At 47.5% G+C, this 17,420-nt stretch carries 15 protein-coding genes; 10 read left to right on the top strand and 5 right to left on the bottom strand.

Going from position 1 to position 17,420, the window contains the following annotated elements:
- Positions 1 to 13: 13 nt before the first annotated feature.
- From ACO0K3_RS04420 to ACO0K3_RS04400, 5 genes are all read right to left on the bottom strand, one after another.
- A complete protein-coding gene (locus tag ACO0K3_RS04420; RefSeq protein WP_262835522.1) occupies positions 14 to 322 on the bottom strand; it encodes a hypothetical protein in 309 nt (102 codons plus the stop codon).
- 292 nt (positions 323 to 614) lie between these two features.
- Complete coding sequence (mltB, locus tag ACO0K3_RS04415) at positions 615 to 1,751, bottom strand: lytic murein transglycosylase B (RefSeq protein WP_422982276.1); 1,137 nt, start codon at positions 1,749 to 1,751, stop codon at positions 615 to 617.
- A 13-nt stretch (positions 1,752 to 1,764) separates the two neighbouring features.
- Positions 1,765 to 3,828 (bottom strand): transglutaminase TgpA family protein, encoded by a 2,064-nt coding sequence (locus ACO0K3_RS04410; protein WP_422982274.1) that lies wholly within the window; start codon positions 3,826 to 3,828, stop codon positions 1,765 to 1,767.
- Positions 3,825 to 4,814 (bottom strand): DUF58 domain-containing protein, encoded by a 990-nt coding sequence (locus ACO0K3_RS04405; protein ID WP_422982272.1) that lies wholly within the window; start codon positions 4,812 to 4,814, stop codon positions 3,825 to 3,827. Before ACO0K3_RS04405 ends, ACO0K3_RS04410 begins: the two co-directional genes overlap by 4 nt.
- Positions 4,815 to 4,864: 50 nt before the next feature.
- The gene (locus ACO0K3_RS04400) at positions 4,865 to 5,785 is read right to left on the bottom strand and encodes an AAA family ATPase (protein ID WP_422982270.1); all 921 of its coding nucleotides are present in this window, start codon (positions 5,783 to 5,785) and stop codon (positions 4,865 to 4,867) included.
- A gap of 272 nt (positions 5,786 to 6,057) precedes the next feature.
- On the opposite strand from ACO0K3_RS04400, the gene ACO0K3_RS04395 reads away from it, so the two are divergent.
- From ACO0K3_RS04395 to ACO0K3_RS04350, 10 genes are all read left to right on the top strand, one after another.
- Positions 6,058 to 6,996 (top strand): histone deacetylase family protein, encoded by a 939-nt coding sequence (locus ACO0K3_RS04395; protein ID WP_422983160.1) that lies wholly within the window; start codon positions 6,058 to 6,060, stop codon positions 6,994 to 6,996.
- A 117-nt stretch (positions 6,997 to 7,113) separates the two neighbouring features.
- On the top strand, positions 7,114 to 8,817 hold the full coding sequence (locus ACO0K3_RS04390; protein ID WP_422982268.1) for a GspE/PulE family protein: 1,704 nt from the start codon (positions 7,114 to 7,116) through the stop codon (positions 8,815 to 8,817).
- A 1-nt stretch (position 8,818) separates the two neighbouring features.
- Positions 8,819 to 10,048, top strand: a complete 1,230-nt coding sequence (locus ACO0K3_RS04385; RefSeq protein WP_422982266.1) for a type II secretion system F family protein — start codon at positions 8,819 to 8,821, stop codon at positions 10,046 to 10,048.
- 328 nt (positions 10,049 to 10,376) lie between these two features.
- On the top strand, positions 10,377 to 10,862 hold the full coding sequence (locus ACO0K3_RS04380; protein WP_422982264.1) for a type II secretion system protein: 486 nt from the start codon (positions 10,377 to 10,379) through the stop codon (positions 10,860 to 10,862).
- Between the two features lie 169 nt (positions 10,863 to 11,031).
- A complete protein-coding gene (locus tag ACO0K3_RS04375) occupies positions 11,032 to 11,463 on the top strand; it encodes a type II secretion system protein (protein ID WP_422982262.1) in 432 nt (143 codons plus the stop codon).
- 245 nt (positions 11,464 to 11,708) lie between these two features.
- On the top strand, positions 11,709 to 12,200 hold the full coding sequence (locus ACO0K3_RS04370) for a pilus assembly FimT family protein (RefSeq protein WP_422982260.1): 492 nt from the start codon (positions 11,709 to 11,711) through the stop codon (positions 12,198 to 12,200).
- Entirely contained in the window at positions 12,190 to 12,780 is a 591-nt protein-coding gene (locus ACO0K3_RS04365) for a type IV pilus modification PilV family protein (protein WP_422982258.1), read from the top strand. The genes ACO0K3_RS04370 and ACO0K3_RS04365 overlap by 11 nt, the downstream gene beginning before the upstream one ends.
- Before the next feature lies 1 nt (position 12,781).
- The gene (locus tag ACO0K3_RS04360) at positions 12,782 to 13,630 is read left to right on the top strand and encodes a type II secretion system protein (RefSeq protein ID WP_422982256.1); all 849 of its coding nucleotides are present in this window, start codon (positions 12,782 to 12,784) and stop codon (positions 13,628 to 13,630) included.
- A 139-nt stretch (positions 13,631 to 13,769) separates the two neighbouring features.
- Complete coding sequence (locus ACO0K3_RS04355; RefSeq protein ID WP_422982254.1) at positions 13,770 to 14,162, top strand: hypothetical protein; 393 nt, start codon at positions 13,770 to 13,772, stop codon at positions 14,160 to 14,162.
- A gap of 70 nt (positions 14,163 to 14,232) precedes the next feature.
- Positions 14,233 to 17,403, top strand: a complete 3,171-nt coding sequence (locus tag ACO0K3_RS04350; protein WP_422982252.1) for a DUF6701 domain-containing protein — start codon at positions 14,233 to 14,235, stop codon at positions 17,401 to 17,403.
- Positions 17,404 to 17,420 lie beyond the last annotated feature (17 nt).

Raw genomic sequence — 17,420 nt, 5'->3', positions numbered from 1 at the left:
TTTGTCGAAATTTTTAACTATTCGCCGCAGCTTCTTTTGGTTTGAATTGTTTGTCGCTGATACGGAATTTCGCACGACGGTCACCCATCAGTTCACGTAAATCTTTAATGCTGACATCGCTGATTTCGTGCATGCGAATTAACAGGGACGCACCAACTGGCAGGCGGCGGTGACGGATTTTACTGATTACTGGAGGAGCTACTTCCAAGGCCCTAGACAAAGCGGCATCATTTTTTAAATGCAACTGTTTAATCAATGTGTCCAACAAATTATTTGGATCGTAGTCGATTTCATCGGATTCAAGCTGTGTCAGATTTGCCATAATTACCTCGCTATTTAGCTTATTGATTCAAAAAAACATTGCTTCAATAAAAGATTAATCAAACGGTAATATTGTATCTTTAAAATAGATTTTTCTTGCCAGAAGAATAGCAAAACATTGTTAAATCTCTTGACACATTGCTTTCTGATAACGTAAATGTATCATTAGATAATATTAATGTAGTTTAAGTCATACTATTTAGCAATATTAATCGGGAAAAATATCATTCAGGCGTGGAAAATTCTGTGTGGCAACTTTCAGCTAATTCCGGTGATTTTTATCGAAACTCCTCCTATTTTGTACGTGCGGCGGCAATGACTTTACCCAAATCAATCACCGACATCGCATAAAAATAGCTACGATTATATTGAGTGATGGCAAAAAAATTCTCGGTAGCAAGCCAGTATTCCGTTGGATCATTTCCGTTTTGCAAATTGATCAAACCATAGAGCAAATTGTCGGTCGCATCAGGACTAGCGGTTGTTGCAACCGGGCGTAATTCGTCAAGTTTATAGTTTGCCCGTAATCCTTGGCCTAATATTGAGCTGAGTTTGCTCACATCTTGTTCATTATCCGGATTAATCACCAGGGTAGCTGGAAATGCCGTCGGTAAATTTTTCTTCCAGCCATGCATAGATAAATAGTGCGCCACGCTGCCGATGGCATCGGTTGGTGACGCCAGTAAATCAATTTGCCCATCGCCATCAAAATCAACAGCAAACTTTCTGATGCTGCTAGGCATAAATTGTGACCAGCCTATTGCCCCCGCATAAGACCCTTTGAACTGAAATGGATCGAGACGCGATTCTCTGGCCATCAACAGCATGTTCTCTAATTCCCCTCGAAAAAATTCCATACGAGTTGCGCGTGTTGGCGTGTCAGGATAGGCAAACGCCAATGTTGTGAGTGCATCCATCACACGAAAATTGCCGGTGTTTTTACCAAACACCGTTTCTACACCGATCAGACCGACAATGATTTCAGCAGGAACGCCGTATTGGTTTTCTGCCCGGTTCAGCGCATCCGTATACTTATCCCAAAACGCGATACCAGCATTGATGCGATATGCGTCGACAAAGCGGGCGCGATAGGCTTTCCAATTTTTGGGTTTACCTGCAGGGGCGGGCTTCATGAGCTGGATTGCTGATTCTACGTATCGAACCTGATCAAATGTCGCAATCAGTTCTGCTTTATCAAAGCCATGTCTCACTACCATCTGATCAATAAAGTCTGCAACTTCTTTCCACTGCGCAAAGTGCGCGAACTCTGCACTCTCTTCCTGTTTGGAAGCGGTTTTTTTTGTTGTCACAGGACTCGATTTTTTTACCGTCGCTGCCGCATAGGGCGCACTTGTTAAGGCGATGGTCAGTGCTGTAATGAGCCCAATATACTTGGTCGGAGAATGAGTTGATGCAGATAGTTTGAGCATGGAAATCAATAGGTCAGCGATATTGCTTAAGTAAAGTTTTTAAACGGGAGACGAGGATAGCAGATGGTAACTCGGCTTTACCATATTTTGCTGCTGTGTATAGATTCAAAAAGGTTTTTACCGTACCGTAACTATTATTTGGCATGATCGTTTTTAGCCTTAGCAAATATGCCTGAGGCCCTTCATGAGCCGCTTTACTCCATCCCTTGGACGCCAGTTTCTTACATAACGCAAGATAAATCTCATCCAGCGGTGATAATTGCGTACGGTACCGTATTAAGGGGAGCGCATATAGCGCCATCAATAGCGCGCTGATGGCGAAAAATAACATCGTCATTTTCGGCCAATCCAAATCTCCCAGGCCAAAAGAGCGCATGAAGTCGAGCTGTTTCGCCTGGTTGTAATTCAGAACCCATTGGTTCCAGGAGTTATTGACGGCATCCCACTGCATGCGCAATCCGGTCAGCAGGGAGTTGTTGCCAAGAGCGTTACTGATCGCACCTGTGATGCCGTTGCGGGGAATGGCATCGTTTAAACTTAACATGACCCGATTTGGCGCTACAGCAGCAGTAGGATCCACTTTTATCCAGCCCCTACCTTTTAGCCAGACTTCTGCCCAGGCATGAGCGTCTGATTGCCTGACCTCCATATAGCCATCAATGATGTTCATATCACCACCCTGATACCCGGTCACGACTCGTGCCGGAATATCGATGGCACGCATCAAAACGACAAATGCGCTTGCATAATGTTCACAAAATCCTTCGCGTGATTTAAACAAAAAGTCATCAACACTATTTGTGCCCAATAACGTGGGCTCTAAGGTATAAACAAAATTCTCATCACGAAAATAATTAAGTACCGCCTTGATGACACTTTCGTCATCTTGAAATTTTTGCCTGAGATCCGCTGCGAACGCTAGTGTGCGCGGATTGAATCCCGCCGGCAGTTCGACTTCAGAGATCAGATCGGCTAGTTCAGATTCTGCTTGCCATTGATAAGCCGGGTAGGACATGACCTCATAGCGAAGCCGACTATGGATCGCTTGGGAGGCGGTCATTTCTTTGAGCTTATTGAGATTGCTGCCAAGGTCTGTCAGGTTTGCCGGTTCGGCAGGCATATCCAGCGCCATAAGCCAGCGCTGATTGTTTGGCTCCATGATGATTTCCTGGCGTATCGGTTTGTCAGAAAATGCGATGGCGCTTTTAGCGTTGGCAGTACTATTGCCTGACGGTATCTCGCCATGAGTCCAGTTCCTCCCGTCAAAGTGCGTGAGAACGATGCCGCGCCAGTACAGCAGATTTTTAGGTGGTGCTTTGAATGGCGTAAAATCTGGAAACTTGACTCTGAACGCAATATCTTCCGACAAAGCAAGTTTGCTGATATTTCCCGGTGCCATGGAGTCTGATAATCCGGTATGTCCACTTTGTGCATCACCGGGTAATTTCCACAAAGGCCCTTGAATCCTGGGCACCAGATAGAACGCGACAATAGTTAGCGGAATCGCGAGACCTAAAATGGACAAACCTAATTTTAATCTTTGCCACAATGATGGCACTACGCCCGTATAGTGAAACGATAATTGCGCCGTAAGTAAAGCGGCTAAGGCACACAATGACATCGCGGCGGTGCCGATCGTTTGTGCGTCAAAAAAATGCGTCAATAGCAGAAAATAACCCAAATAGATGACGACAAATAAATCCCGCTTGGCATGCATTTCCAGTAATTTGCAAACCAGCAGCATCATCAGCATGGTCACGCCGACTTCTTTGCCAAAGAAAGTGTGAAATTGCCAGAACACAGCGCACATCATCATGCCGGCAATCGGTACTAGCACCCATGATGGTGGCAGGCGGCGTCCGGTCAGGGTGACCCAGACTCGCCACGCAAACAGTCCCAGACAACTCGCCGATACCCACCATGCTGCGTGCAAAGTATGTGGCAGCAGCACCAGTAAACATGCGAACATCAGTAGCAAGGTATCAGCCTTGTCACGCGCCAGGGGCAGCTTGCGCCAGCTGGTATGCATGGAGGCGATTCCATTTTTACTCAACATGTTCGGGGTCGATTGGTTCATGAGCGACGCGTATCGGTGAGGTCATGCAAGGCAAGGGCACGCAGACAGTCCTGGCGATGAGCCTGACCTGTCGTGATTGGAGAATCTATATTTCCAAGCCGAAATCCGTATGGCAAGGCCGCCGCATCTGCCTCAAGTACCCAGCTCGTCATTCTGGCGAGTTTTAATTCCAGATCCATTGATCTTGGTAAACTGGCAAAGTCGAGAATGATATCGCTGGCGGATCCGCCCGAAAATTGCTTCGTCACGAGTTGGCCGCCCGATTCGAGATCAAGTTTGGCTATTTGCTTCCACGCCAGATGTTTCATGGCATCACCTGTCTGGTAGGCGCGTACTCCCGAAAAATCTTCATCTCCGGCGTGGCCTTGACCATCATTTTTTTCTGTACCTTGTTGTGGCAACGGCGGCGCATTTTCTTCTGGTCGAGGATAGACCAATACCTGTGCATCAGGTAACCACGTGCTCCAGGCGCGTAACAGACCTAATGGAAACCAGGTTTGCAGGCGTACCCTGGGGATCGACATGTAACCGCGCTCCGCTGTCGGGTAACTCAGTGTGACACTGGTGCGACTCTCGTGTGCGACGTCGATGGCATGATCTGTCGCACCTTTTTGAGAAAAGCCTATCCAGATTGCATAACGATGACGTTTGCGTCGATTGATGATGTGCAGGATGAATTGCGCATCCTCACCAGCAAATACGGGCTGTGCACTCCCGGCAAGTAAATGCAGGTAGGCGAGATTCAAAAAAGCAAAATATGCATTGATCATGCCACACGCAACCAGCACAAAAGTCAGTGCAAAACCCAGACTCAGATTGTAGTTAGTGGAGGCAATGAATAAAACAATCATGAGCAAGCCAAACATCCATCCGGCTTTGCTAGGTAATGTAAACACACGTCGTTGCTTGAGCAGTACCTCACCACTCTCCGGTTTGTGTTCAAGAAAAACCAGTCGACGAAAGCGTTCGCGTATAGAGGTCAGCATAGATTGGCAATAATAACGATGGTGGTCCGTTGACTGTTATTTGGCTATCGTTACACTGCGATGCGCAACATCAGTTGCTGGAGCAATTCGCTGCTTGCATTGGTTTTACCGCTCACAGATTTGAGTGGCCGTAAGCGATGGGCAATCACTGGTATCAGCACGGCCTGCACATCTTCGGGAATGACATGATCACGTCCCTCCAGGGCAGCCCAGGCGCGGGCAGCTTGTAACAGCGCAATTGCAGCACGCGGGCTCATCCCGTCGGCAAAGGTATCGCTCTGGCGAGTTGCATGCGCTAGAGACTGCACATAGTCAATCAGCGATGGGGAGGTGTGAATATGACGCAATAATTTTTGCGCTTCGACTAATTCCTCGGCGCGCATCACTGCCGGCAGGTTTTGCAGCAAAGTCCGGCGATCTTCGCCCATCAGCAAGGCACGTTCTGCTGCAGCGTCCGGGTAGCCAAGAGACAGACACATCAGGAAGCGATCAAGCTGCGACTCCGGTAACGCGAACGTGCCAACTTGATGTGTGGGATTTTGTGTGGCGATCACAAAGAAGGGCGAGGGGAGTGGGCGCGTTTTACCTTCTACGCTGACCTGGCGCTCCTCCATTGCTTCTAATAATGCTGATTGAGTTTTTGGGGTGGCACGATTAATTTCATCGGCAAGCAATACTTGCGTAAATACCGGGCCAGGATGGAAAATAAACTGACTTTTCTCCCTGTCAAAAATCGAAATGCCTACTACGTCTGCAGGCAAAAGATCACTGGTAAATTGCAAACGATTAAATTGCAGGCCCAGCGAAATCGCTAGAGCGTGTGCCAGCGTAGTTTTGCCTACACCAGGCACATCTTCGACCAGCAAGTGACCGCCGGCGAGCAGGCAGACTAAGGCCTGACGTATTTGCTGGTCTTTACCAATAATGACTTGATTAACTTGTTTTGCGACAGCGTGAACTTTAGAAAACATGGTGGGCCTGTTAGGTCAGTCAGAGAAAGCATGCAAAGCACAAGATGGTTAGTGTAAACCGAATCAAGGCATTCTGTATTTTTGACGCACCAGCATAAGCGCGAATCAGCATCAAAAACCATGTCAAAACCATAGGCGATTTGCAAAAAACACTAAATAGGGTGACACTTCTCAATGGAGACGTACTAATTTACTTAGGACGCGCACAAACTTACCAGATGCCTGAACAGGCCTTTGATGAGAAGCGCCAGTCCTGTTACGACAGCACACTAATGACAACCGCGTTTTATACCCACGCTGACTGCAAACGCCACGAAATGGGTTCGTGGCATCCAGAATCACCCGAACGCCTGCAGGCAATTGAGGATCAGTTGATTGCAAGCCGTATCGATAGTTTGCTGGAATTTCGAGAGGCTCCAGTCGCTGATGAAAAAGCTCTGGCAAGAGTACATACGCAGGATGCCATTTATCGTATCCGCGAGAACTGCCCCGGGGTCAATTCTGAATATCAGCACTTCCCGCTTGATGCGGACACCATGCTCAACGCTTATACCTGGCGCGCTGCGCTGCGTGCAGCGGGCGCAGCAATCGCAGCTACAGATGCAGTGATCGCCGGTGAATTAGACAATGCATTTTGCTCGGTTCGCCCACCCGGACACCATGCGACCCCGCGTGAAGCCATGGGTTTTTGTATGTTCAATAATGTTGCGGTCGCCGCTAAACATGCGATGGAAGTACATGGGCTTCAGCGAGTCGCCATTGTCGATTTTGATGTTCACCATGGAAATGGAACGGAAGAGACTTTCCGTGATGATCCGCGGGTACTCATGGTGAGTTTTTTTCAGCACCCTTTTTATCCCTATACCGGCACAGATCATCCTGCTGCAAACATGGTGAACTTGCCGATTCCAGCGCATAGCTATGGCGATGTTGTGCGCCAAGCCATTACCGAAAAATGGCTGCCAGCCCTACATCAGCATCAACCTGAGATGATTTTTATTTCTGCGGGATTTGATGCGCATAAGGAAGACGATATGGGACAGATGGGGTTAGTCGAAGCGGATTACAGCTGGATCACCCGTCAAATCATGATGGTTGCAAAACAGTACTCAAGAGGAAGGATCGTGAGCTGTCTTGAAGGCGGCTATAACTTGTCTGCACTCGGTCGCAGCGTTGTTGCACATATTAAAGTGCTAGCCGAATTAGATTGAGATGGTGTCAAAAGACGATTTCTGCATAATTTATGATGAAAGACTTTGCAAGCCTCTCTCCGCTTGTGTAGAGTAAGTCACATTTCACTGCATTGAAGACCCTAGAAAGGAAGACGAATGGCAAGACCAGAGAAAGTCCGTTTAGGGGAAATTTTGCTGCAGCAGAAGCTGATGTCAGAAGAGCAGCTTCAAATAGCATTGACTGAACAAAAACGTAGCGGCAGAAAACTCGGTAAAGTGTTTGTAGAAAACGGCTTTGTCACCGAAGAGCAAATATCCGGCGCACTGGCGAAGCAGCTTAACATCCAGTACATCAATCTGAAGCAATACAATCTCAGTCCCGGTGTTGTAAAGCTGCTGCCTGAGATTCAGGCCCGTCGATTCAGGGCGCTCGCTCTGGAGAATCAAGGCAGTGCAATACTGGTCGGTATGGCCGATCCTACCGATCTGTTTGCGTATGATGAAATCACTCGCATCGTCAAATCCCCAATTCTGTTAGCTGTCGTCAATGAAACAGAACTATTGCAAACAATTGATCAGGTATATCGACGTACCGACGAAATATCGGGATTGGCCAAAGAGCTGGAGCAAGAACTTGGTGATACCAATATCGATTTTGGCATGCTTAGCGTCACGCCGGGGATGGAGGACGCTCCTGTCGTCAAGTTACTGCAATCAGTGTTTGATGATGCAACTCAGATACGTGCCTCGGATATTCATATAGAGCCTCAGGAAAAGCGTTTGCAAATACGTTTTCGGATTGACGGTGTCTTGCATCTGCAAACTGAAACCGATATTAAAATCGCTCCATCCATGGTGCTGCGCTTGAAGTTGATGTCCGATATGGATATTTCAGAAAAACGCATACCGCAAGATGGCCGCTTTGTAATCAAAGTAAGACAGCAACAGATTGACGTCCGTATTTCCACGATGCCGACTCAATACGGTGAATCGGTAGTCATGCGGCTACTGAATCAAAGTGGTGGTACGCTAAATCTGGAACGTATCGGCATGCCCAAGCATATGCTGGCGAGATTTCGTACTATCATTAACCGGCCCAATGGCCTGGTATTAGTCACCGGTCCTACCGGTAGCGGCAAAACGACGACTTTATATGGCGCCTTATCCGAATTAAATACCGAGGGGCGTAAGCTGATTACGGTCGAAGATCCGGTTGAATATCGCCTCGCAGGCATCAATCAAGTGCAGGTGAATGAGAAGATTGAACTTAGTTTTGCCAGAGTATTGCGTGCTAGCTTACGTCAGGACCCCGATGTGTTACTGGTCGGTGAAATGCGTGACCAGGAAACAGCACAAATCGGTATGCGTGCTGCGATGACGGGCCATCTGGTATTGTCTACTTTGCATACGAATGACGCCGTCAGCACGCCAATCCGTTTGATGGATATGGGTGTGCCACGTTTTATGGTCGGCAGTTCTTTGCAGGCAGTCTTGGCGCAAAGGCTGGTCAGGGTTATCTGTGAAAGTTGTAGCGAGCCGACACTGCTCAGCGCCACCGAGAGGGAGTGGCTAAAGCAAGAGCTTCGTGAGAACGTGGATGCATACGTCTACCATAAAGGCCGTGGTTGCAGTCATTGCAATGGCACAGGATATCGTGGCCGGGTTGGTGTTTATGAGTTACTGGAAGTCACCCAAGCCGTAGCGGATGCGGCAAATCACGGGGATCCGGCAAGTTTTATAAAAATCGGCCAGCAGCAGATGGCCGGACACACTTTGCGTAAGCATGCAGTAGATTTGGCTATTGCCGGTAAAACGACGATTGCTGAAGCAATGCGCATCAGTAATCAACTAGAGGAATAACATGCCTTTTTTCGCTTACAAAGCCAGAAACGCTCGCGGCGAGCTAGTCGAGGGTGTCTTGGAAAGCGCGGATAGTGGCGCGGTAGCGAGTCAGTTATTTAATAGCGGAATTACACCAATACATATTAATCCCACCAGTCAACCAGCTAAAAGCGGCGAGATGACCTGGTGGAAAAAATTTACCGAGCCCAAAGTATTGTCGCTGGATGTGCAGCTTTTTAGTCGTCAGCTCTATACTTTGCTTAAATCTGGTGTACCCATCATGCGCGGCCTAGCGGGCTTGCAAGAGTCTGCAATCAACAAATCATTTGCCAGAGTAATTTTGGATCTGCGTGAGTCCCTGGATGGTGGACGCGAACTCTCTGCCGCGATGCGACGCCATCCGGATATATTTTCGACGTTTTATATCAGTATGGTGCGTGTAGGAGAAATGACGGGGCAGCTAGAGGATATTTTTATCCGCCTGTACGCGCATCTTGAGTTTGAAAGAGAGATGAAGGAGCGCGTCAAGTCGGCATTGCGTTATCCGACTTTCGTCATGATTGCGATGGTACTCGCGATGGCGGTGATTAATATTTTTGTTATTCCTGCATTCGCTAAAGTTTTTGCCGGATTTAATGCAGAGCTACCTCTGATGACCAGGATTTTACTAGGCGTTTCGAATTTCACAGTGGAGTATTGGCCCGTCTGTTTATTTGCGTTAATTGCTTCGATCGTTGCTTTCAAAACGTATGTAGGTACACGTAATGGCCGTTATCAATGGGATAAAGTGAAATTAAAAATCCCGATTGTTGGCCGCATCATACTCAAAGGAACTCTGGCCCGTTTTGCACGTAGCTTCGCTCTGTCCAGCAAAAGTGGCGTGCCGATTGTACAGGCACTTAATGTTGTGTCCCAAACGGTCGATAACAGCTATATATCTGTCCGTATAGAGCAAATGCGTGACGGTGTAGAGCGTGGAGAGAGCATTCTACGTACCGCTGTCGTCGCAGGGATTTTTACCCCCATCGTACTGCAGATGATCGCAGTGGGTGAGGAGAGTGGCGAGCTGGATGATCTGATGGACGAGATCGCCAGTATGTATGAGCGAGATGTTGAATACGAATTAAAAACCTTGTCCTCTAATATTGAACCAATACTGATTGTCGGGCTAGGTGTTTTGGTGCTGGTGCTCGCTCTGGGTATTTTCTTACCGATTTGGGATTTGGGAAAAGTCGCACTCAAAAAATGAATGTTCCCCTGTGCGAACATGCGTGGAAAATTGATGCGTCGTTTTTACGCTAAGACGCGCCAGCGAGGCGAGTGTGAGCTGTTTGCAGGAAGTGTACGCCCTGTTTGTGTGATTCTGCTTCAGCCGTAAAAGTGTTGTAATTTAGACAGAGTGGCGCTAACAGGCTAGGTGAGCGCTGATCGAATGCCAATCTTTAACAATTGTTTGCTACTATTGCGATACGGAAATGCTAGTCTGAATTGAACCTGATTTTAGATGCTTTTTATATTTTTACGTATCTCTGTATCTTTTAATAGCATAGTCATTATCCGAATATCTGGAGTACATCATGAATCAAAAAATAGCTAAACGACAACATGGCTTCACGCTGATTGAACTGATTGTCGTTATTACGATTCTCGGCATTCTGGCCGCTTTAGCCTTGCCTAGGTTTGCGGCAATACAGACAGATGCGCGTATCGCCAAGATGAATGGTGCTTTAGGTACAATTAAAGCAGCGGCAGTGCTGGCTCACTCTATTCAGTTGACCCAACAGCTTGCTCCGGGTACATCGGTCGTGATGGAAGGTTCTACCATATTGATGGCGAATGGTTACCCGACCAGTGCGATGACCTCGATTGGTCATGCTGCCGGATTTACGACGGCTGCAGGTGTTGCTTTATCCGATTATGTACCCGTTGCAACATCTGCAACAGTTTTTACTGTAAGTGCTGATGCTACGCATGCTGCTTGCGCGGTAACCTATACCGTACCTACCGGCGCTGGTTTCGCACCAACATACAGTAACGCAGGTGTGACCGCTGCTAACTGTTAATGTGTAATGAGATCGAGATTTAATCAGTAAATTTATTGCCGGTACGATTTGTAATTGAGTTGCACTAAGAGTTTATTATGTCTACTCAAAGGATATACAAATGAAGTAGGCACGAAACAAACACGAAACAAACCCCAGGTAACAGTTCACGTAAAAACAGGAGATGCAAATGAATAAGCAACAATCGGGTTTTACCCTTATTGAGTTGGTCATGGTAATTGTGATTCTTGGCATTTTGGCTGCAACAGCCTTGCCTAAGTTTGTCGATTTGAGATCTGATGCAAATGCATCTGTTGCTGCAGGATATGGCGGCGCGCTTAGTTCCGCTGCAGGCATTAACTATGCCGGTTGCGCAGCCAAAAATTTTACTGTAACAGCGAATGTCTGCGTGAAAGTAGCAAAATGCTCAGATGCAGGCGCTTTACTTAACCCTGCTGTCACGATAACTGTCGGTGCATTGCCAGCACCAACGGTGGCAAAAACCTTGTATATCGTGACTGATACTGCCGCGGCGACAAGTGCTCCTGCTACATGCAATGCTGTCTATGGCGATGGCACGAATGCCGGTGTGACATTTGCCTATTCAATAACTGGTACCTGATTCTGATAGTCTGGTTGCGATAGTAATGAGGCGGACATGAATTTTTTCTAGTTCATGTCCGTTATTGTATTGATGTCACTGTCGGGAGCTAATGCCAGTAATATTGGGCTTCCTAAGTGAGCACAACATCATGATATGCACCAGTGTTGTATCAATACCGTATCGAGCTAGCTTTATTCTTACATGTCTGGACTGCCGGGCGTGTCATATGATTCAGACAAATCAACTTGGTAAGCGATCTGATTATGCGAACCAACACCATCTTCATTTCATTAAGGGCGACAGGATTTACTTTGATCGAAATGATCATGGTACTGGTATTGATCGGTATTCTCTCCGTAGCAATCATCCCCCGTTTCTCCGATAAAAAAGCCTTTGATGCGCGCGGTTTTTTTGACCAGAGCCAAAGCATGGTGCGCTATGCGCAAAAAGTAGCGATTGCGCAGCGAAAAAATGTATTTGTCCGGATTGATTCCACAGCAGGTCCTATTTGTGTTTTATACGTGTCAACGGTCACTTGTTCGTCGGCCACACTTGCCAATGCAGTGTTGAATCCGGCAGATCAAAAAATATTTTCCCGCATACCTCCTAGTGCGATCAGTTTTACCGGCGCTGCACTTTTTTCTTTTGATGCGCTTGGTAAACCGAGTTTTTCTAGTGCACTTACTTTAGGCGTAACAGGTGATGGCTCCACACGGACGATGACCATAGAAAGTGACACTGGTTATGTCCACTAAATTCATCATTATCAATAGGCAATCGGGCATATCGCTGATCGAGCTGATCATGTTTATCGTCATCGTCAGCCTAGCCATGGTCGGTATTTTGTCTGTGATGAACGTAACGAGTAAGGCCAGTGCCGATCCTATGTTGCGTAAACAAGCGATTGCGATAGGCGAGTCTCTGCTGGAAGAAATTACATTGCAAGCATTCACTTACTGTCTCCCCACTGATGCGAATGTAGGTACCGCGACCAATACGGCGGCTTGTACTGGTGGAGCCCCAAATTCAGAGGATGTACTACCTGCGACCGCCAGAGTAAGTAATCTTGCCGGTGTTCCTCGCACTGCGAATAATGTGGCAGACTACAATAATCTGGATTTACCGACGACTATCTACGACATTAGCGGTAACGCGGTCGGCACAACTGGCTATAGCGCCAAAGTCGCAATTACACAGGTGGGGGCTACTGCTTTTACGCCTGCCCTCAATAATAATGACGCGCTGCAGATCGATGTGACAGTCAAGGATCCCGCTGCCAATACGATACTGCTCACTGCTTACCGCTTGCGTTATGCACCCCGGGCGGTACCCTGATATGCCTCATCATTCGCTTTTTCAGTATTACCAAAAAGGATTCACCTTAGTTGAAGCCATCATGGTAATGACGATCACCGGCATATTAGCTGCAGGTGTTGCCGTGTTTATACAAAAGCCGGTGCAGGGTTATTTCGACCTGGCGAGGCGTACAGAATTGAGTGATATCGCAGACACAGCGGTGCGGCGTATTTCGCGTGACTTGCATCTGGCTTTACCGAATAGCGTCAGAACAGTGGCTGCCGATACCAGCTGCATTGAATTTTTACCGACTAAAACTGGTGGACGTTATCGTGCCGATGTACCGGGTAATGTGGTGGATACGGCCGTGGCAACATCGATTGTAGAGACCATCGGCCCGCTGAGTACCGCACCTGCCGCTGGCGATAGGGTAGTCATCTACAATCTCGGCATCACTGGAGCTGATGCTTATAATAGTGATAATTCAGGTGTGGTTGCATCCATTACGACTGGTGCTACATCGACTCAGATCACCTTGTCACCTTCTAAATTATTTCCTTTTACCTCACCGGCAAATCGCTTTCATATCATTTCCGGAACAGAGCAAGCCGTGTTTTATGCATGTAAATTAACAGGCTTAGATGCGGCAGGTAATGGCCTGGGACACTTATATCGTTTTTCCGGTTATGGCATCAATTCTAGTGTTAGTAGCTGTCCGACCGTGACCTCAAGCACTCCTGTATTGGCCGATAATGTAAGCAGTTGTAGTTTTAACTTTGCCTCTGGTGTGACAGCAAGAACCGGTCTGGTCTCGATACGGTTGGGTATCACCAAGAGTAATGAAACCGTTACGCTTTACCATGATGTTCATGTCAGTAATGTTCCCTGAATTTTATTTACTCCGTGAGAATGCGAAGTCCGCCTGTTGCGCTAATCGGGCCGATTCTATGAACGCGGTGCGCGCACGTGGTTTCTCCTTGGTGGCTGCGATTTTTTTATTGGTCATATTATCTGCTCTGGGAACATTTATGCTGTCCCTTTCAACTATGGAGCAGGCCAGTTCAACGCAGGATTTATTGGGAAGTAAAGCCTATCAGGCGGCAAAAACCGGGATAGAGTGGGGCACTTATCAGATCATGGCACCGGAAAATACAAATCCTGCAACGACACCATTTACCACTCAGTATGTTTGTCCCTCATCACCAACTACTATTTCGACTCTTGCCGGAGGATTAAATAAATTTTCTGTTCAGGTGAGCTGCCAAAGCACCAGCCTGCCTGAGGGAGGCAACGTCATTACGGTGTATCAGATTACATCGACCGCAACATTTGGTACATCACCGGCATCAAATTTTGTAGAGCGACAAATTTCTGCCAGTGTGAATACCTGCCGTAAGGTGGCAAACGGTGCCAGTTGTTAAAAGACCTGGTTATGCCGGTAGTGATTGCTCAATGAATGTGGTCCGCAACATAACATTGGAAGTGGGCGAAATGAATCATCAAATCAAGTCAGCCTGTTATAAATTGTGTTTGTACGCCGTGGGCCTGATGTTCTCCGGCGTCGGTGTAGTAACGGTAGCATCAGCTGCGGGCATTGAATTTAATACTGCTGGCGGTACGAACGCCAATAACGGCTTGCATATTTATGTCGAAGACACGACGCATATTCAGGTTAAACGTCTCAACAACACAGGGCAGGTATACAGCCCTACTGCCGTCCCTCCCAGTACCAGTCTGGACAATGGCGTGTTTATACGTGCAAATGGTAAGGTGTACGGCCCTGGGCATAATGTAACGACATTTACGCCGACCGGTGGTATGTTTAACACTTATTCTATTTCAGCGGCAACGCCTGCTAATCCGTCCTCAATTGGTGTTCAGCAAACGGCTACCGGTAATTTTGGTATCACTTCCGGACCTCAGGTTACTGTAGTGTGGCGCTATACGACCCCATTGGATTTCATGACGGCAGAGGTTACATTAGTGATTCCAGCAGGTTATGCCGTTAGTGCAGCAAATCCGGTTCGTTACTACCATGTGTTCGATACTTATTTAGGCGGTAGTGATAGCGGTTGCGGCGTTAAGTACGGTGGTAATGGTGCATCCGTAGTAGTTGGTACTTATCCTCCCCCCTCCCCGAGTACTACTTGTACATCAAGTACGAGTATTCCTGCAGGAGTTAATATTGTAGAGTCCTTTCGCGAACGTAGTGGGCTCTCCTTCACACATTATTGCGCTTCAGGATGGAGTACTTTTTTTACAGGTAGCACCTGTTCAGTTTTACAGGCAGCCTCAATGAACGATACCATTGTGACGGCTTATCAGGATACCGGTATCGGTATTGAATATGATTTCATCGCACCCGGTACCTATACTTTTAGCTATGACTTTGTAATTGGCTCACCAGTTGTGCCACCTTATGATCATTTGGAGATTCAGCATGACGGTATCGGTACCTTATGTCCAGAGAACGTGACCGTCCTGGCATGTAAGACTTCGGCTGTACCATGCAATGCCAGTGACTATGTGAACTCCGGTACTTTGACTGGCAGTCTGACACTTACTCCCGCAGCACCTGTTGTAACGGCTACGCCATCTACATTTACACTAGGTTCGGGAGCACCTAGCACAACCGTAGCTTTGCAGCCCACTGCACCTGGTGGTGCCTATGTTTTGGGTGTCAGCAGCCTCAGTTCGCTTCCTCTAAACGGTGTCAAGTGCTATAACAATGCAACTAGTACGGCGAGTTGCGCTATTGTTTTCGCCAATACGCCCTGCGTTGCTAATTTTGAATGTATGGAAACGGGTAAACCGACTCAGTTGGCATACAGCAATCTGATCGCGACACCATCTGCAAGAAATCCCATTTATACCAAACTAGCCGGAAGTAATTTTAAATTCGATATCGTTGCCTTACTGGCAGATGGATCTCAAGCGACCAGTTACACCGCTGCATCAAATGTAGTGGTCGAGCTTTTTGATGATACGACGCCACCGGCATCGTGCAGCGCTTACAGCTCACCGGTTGCGAGCCAGTCGATCACTTTTGTTGCAGGGGATGCCGGACGCAAGACGTTAGCGGCAGATTTTAATCTTCCTCAGTCGTATAAAAATCTGCGTTGCCGCGTCCGCGATCAGAATATGACGCCGAATATTTATGGCTGTTCGTCGGATAATTTTTCCGTCCGGCCTGTGGCGCCTTTAATGAGTACGACAGCCTTGGCTGTACCGGCCTCGATTAATGATACAACCGTTATCAAGGCTGGCACCTCTTTCACATTAGGCGCGACTACCAGCCCCGCCTCAGGTTATAGCGGCACCTTACTTCTTGATACATCCAAATTAACAGCACAAGATCCAAGTACTGCCTCCCAACAAAATGGCGGTCAGGTAGGCAACCTATACCTCGCTAACACGACGAATAACCTGACTGTCGGCACCAACGCCACTGGCGTCAGTAATAATGCGAGTTATTCCGAGGTTGGTTATCTGTATGCAAGTACCGGTAGTTTTCGCGACGATAATTTCACCAGTATCGATCTCAAGCCTGCCAACTGCGCGGCTAGTAATACGTGTGATTGTGTGACCTCAACGACAGGCAATGCATACCTCTCAGATGTAATTGACGCGAACGGACGTTATGGATGCTCGATCGGGAACAAAACAACACAGTCATTTGGTCGATTCATTCCGGATCACTTTTCTGTTGTCAAACCGACGACCTTCAATGGATTTTGTACTGCAGGCGGATTCATTTATATGGATCAGCCTTTTAACCTGACTGCATCCATAGAGGCGCGTAATTTCAGTAATGTGAAGACCTTGAATTATCAGCAGCTATATGGACACGCCACCGTTACGGGGCAGATGCTGGATGGCTCTAGTACGGTTGCTATTAATCGCCTGGCGATTACGGCACCTCCGGCATCACCATGGGTGAATGGCGCCTATTCTTTTGTTGCAAATAAATTTACGCGACTGGCAGCTCCTGATGGTCCATTTGATACTCTATCAATTGGGCTAGGCGTGACAGAGAGCTCAGGCATTGATAATGGACTTGTTCCGCTTTGGGACCGAGACATGGACGCCACCAATCCTACCTGCGTCCCAGACCCTACAGGCACTAGCAGCAACGCCGCCGGTGCCTGTAAAGCTGTCAAAATAGCCAGCACTAAAATGCGTTACGGACGATTGAAATTATCAAACGCATCTGGATCAGAATTGCTTGCCTTGCCTGTTCCGTTAAGACTGGAATACTGGAATGCAGCTTCTGGATGGAATCTGAATACTCTGGATAGCTGCAGTAATATCGTAGCCAGCGATATGGCGTTTGCCTATCCTGCAACGAGTACTAAAACTCAATTGACAGCATGTGAGACGGCAATCACCGTAACTGGTACTGCGCCGAATCAGACTGTTAAATTAAGTGCTCCCGGTGCAGGCAATTTTGGCTGGACAGACTTGACGCTGAATCTGGATAGCACCGCCGCGGGTAACCGGTGTGTAGCTGTTGGAGGAACCGGACCGCTTGCAACGACGGCCAATTTCCCCTGGCTTAAATACAATTGGCTGGGTACAGGCGTAGATAATCCAAAATCAAAAGCCAGCTTTGGTATTTACAAGAACGCTGGTGAATTTATCTATTTGCGTGAAAATCACTGACATCTGTCTGCTTATCG

Source organism: Undibacterium sp. Rencai35W (assembly GCF_049340185.1).
Classification (GTDB): Bacteria; Pseudomonadota; Gammaproteobacteria; order Burkholderiales; family Burkholderiaceae_D; genus Undibacterium.
The sequence above is the reverse complement of the archived record's forward strand: the minus strand, read 5'-3'. Positions and strand labels throughout refer to the sequence as shown.

What these genes read in the sequence shown, in the direction of transcription:
- ACO0K3_RS04420 (WP_262835522.1), bottom strand. Translation starts at nt 322, where the DNA reads ATGGCAAATCTGACACAGCTTGAATCCGATGAAATCGACTACGATCCA.
- mltB (WP_422982276.1), bottom strand. Translation starts at nt 1,751, where the DNA reads ATGCTCAAACTATCTGCATCAACTCATTCTCCGACCAAGTATATTGGG.
- ACO0K3_RS04410 (WP_422982274.1), bottom strand. Translation starts at nt 3,828, where the DNA reads ATGAACCAATCGACCCCGAACATGTTGAGTAAAAATGGAATCGCCTCC.
- ACO0K3_RS04405 (WP_422982272.1), bottom strand. Translation starts at nt 4,814, where the DNA reads ATGCTGACCTCTATACGCGAACGCTTTCGTCGACTGGTTTTTCTTGAA.
- ACO0K3_RS04400 (WP_422982270.1), bottom strand. Translation starts at nt 5,785, where the DNA reads ATGTTTTCTAAAGTTCACGCTGTCGCAAAACAAGTTAATCAAGTCATT.
- ACO0K3_RS04395 (WP_422983160.1), top strand. Translation starts at nt 6,058, where the DNA reads ATGACAACCGCGTTTTATACCCACGCTGACTGCAAACGCCACGAAATG.
- ACO0K3_RS04390 (WP_422982268.1), top strand. Translation starts at nt 7,114, where the DNA reads ATGGCAAGACCAGAGAAAGTCCGTTTAGGGGAAATTTTGCTGCAGCAG.
- ACO0K3_RS04385 (WP_422982266.1), top strand. Translation starts at nt 8,819, where the DNA reads ATGCCTTTTTTCGCTTACAAAGCCAGAAACGCTCGCGGCGAGCTAGTC.
- ACO0K3_RS04380 (WP_422982264.1), top strand. Translation starts at nt 10,377, where the DNA reads ATGAATCAAAAAATAGCTAAACGACAACATGGCTTCACGCTGATTGAA.
- ACO0K3_RS04375 (WP_422982262.1), top strand. Translation starts at nt 11,032, where the DNA reads ATGAATAAGCAACAATCGGGTTTTACCCTTATTGAGTTGGTCATGGTA.
- ACO0K3_RS04370 (WP_422982260.1), top strand. Translation starts at nt 11,709, where the DNA reads ATGCGAACCAACACCATCTTCATTTCATTAAGGGCGACAGGATTTACT.
- ACO0K3_RS04365 (WP_422982258.1), top strand. Translation starts at nt 12,190, where the DNA reads ATGTCCACTAAATTCATCATTATCAATAGGCAATCGGGCATATCGCTG.
- ACO0K3_RS04360 (WP_422982256.1), top strand. Translation starts at nt 12,782, where the DNA reads ATGCCTCATCATTCGCTTTTTCAGTATTACCAAAAAGGATTCACCTTA.
- ACO0K3_RS04355 (WP_422982254.1), top strand. Translation starts at nt 13,770, where the DNA reads ATGCTGTCCCTTTCAACTATGGAGCAGGCCAGTTCAACGCAGGATTTA.
- ACO0K3_RS04350 (WP_422982252.1), top strand. Translation starts at nt 14,233, where the DNA reads ATGAATCATCAAATCAAGTCAGCCTGTTATAAATTGTGTTTGTACGCC.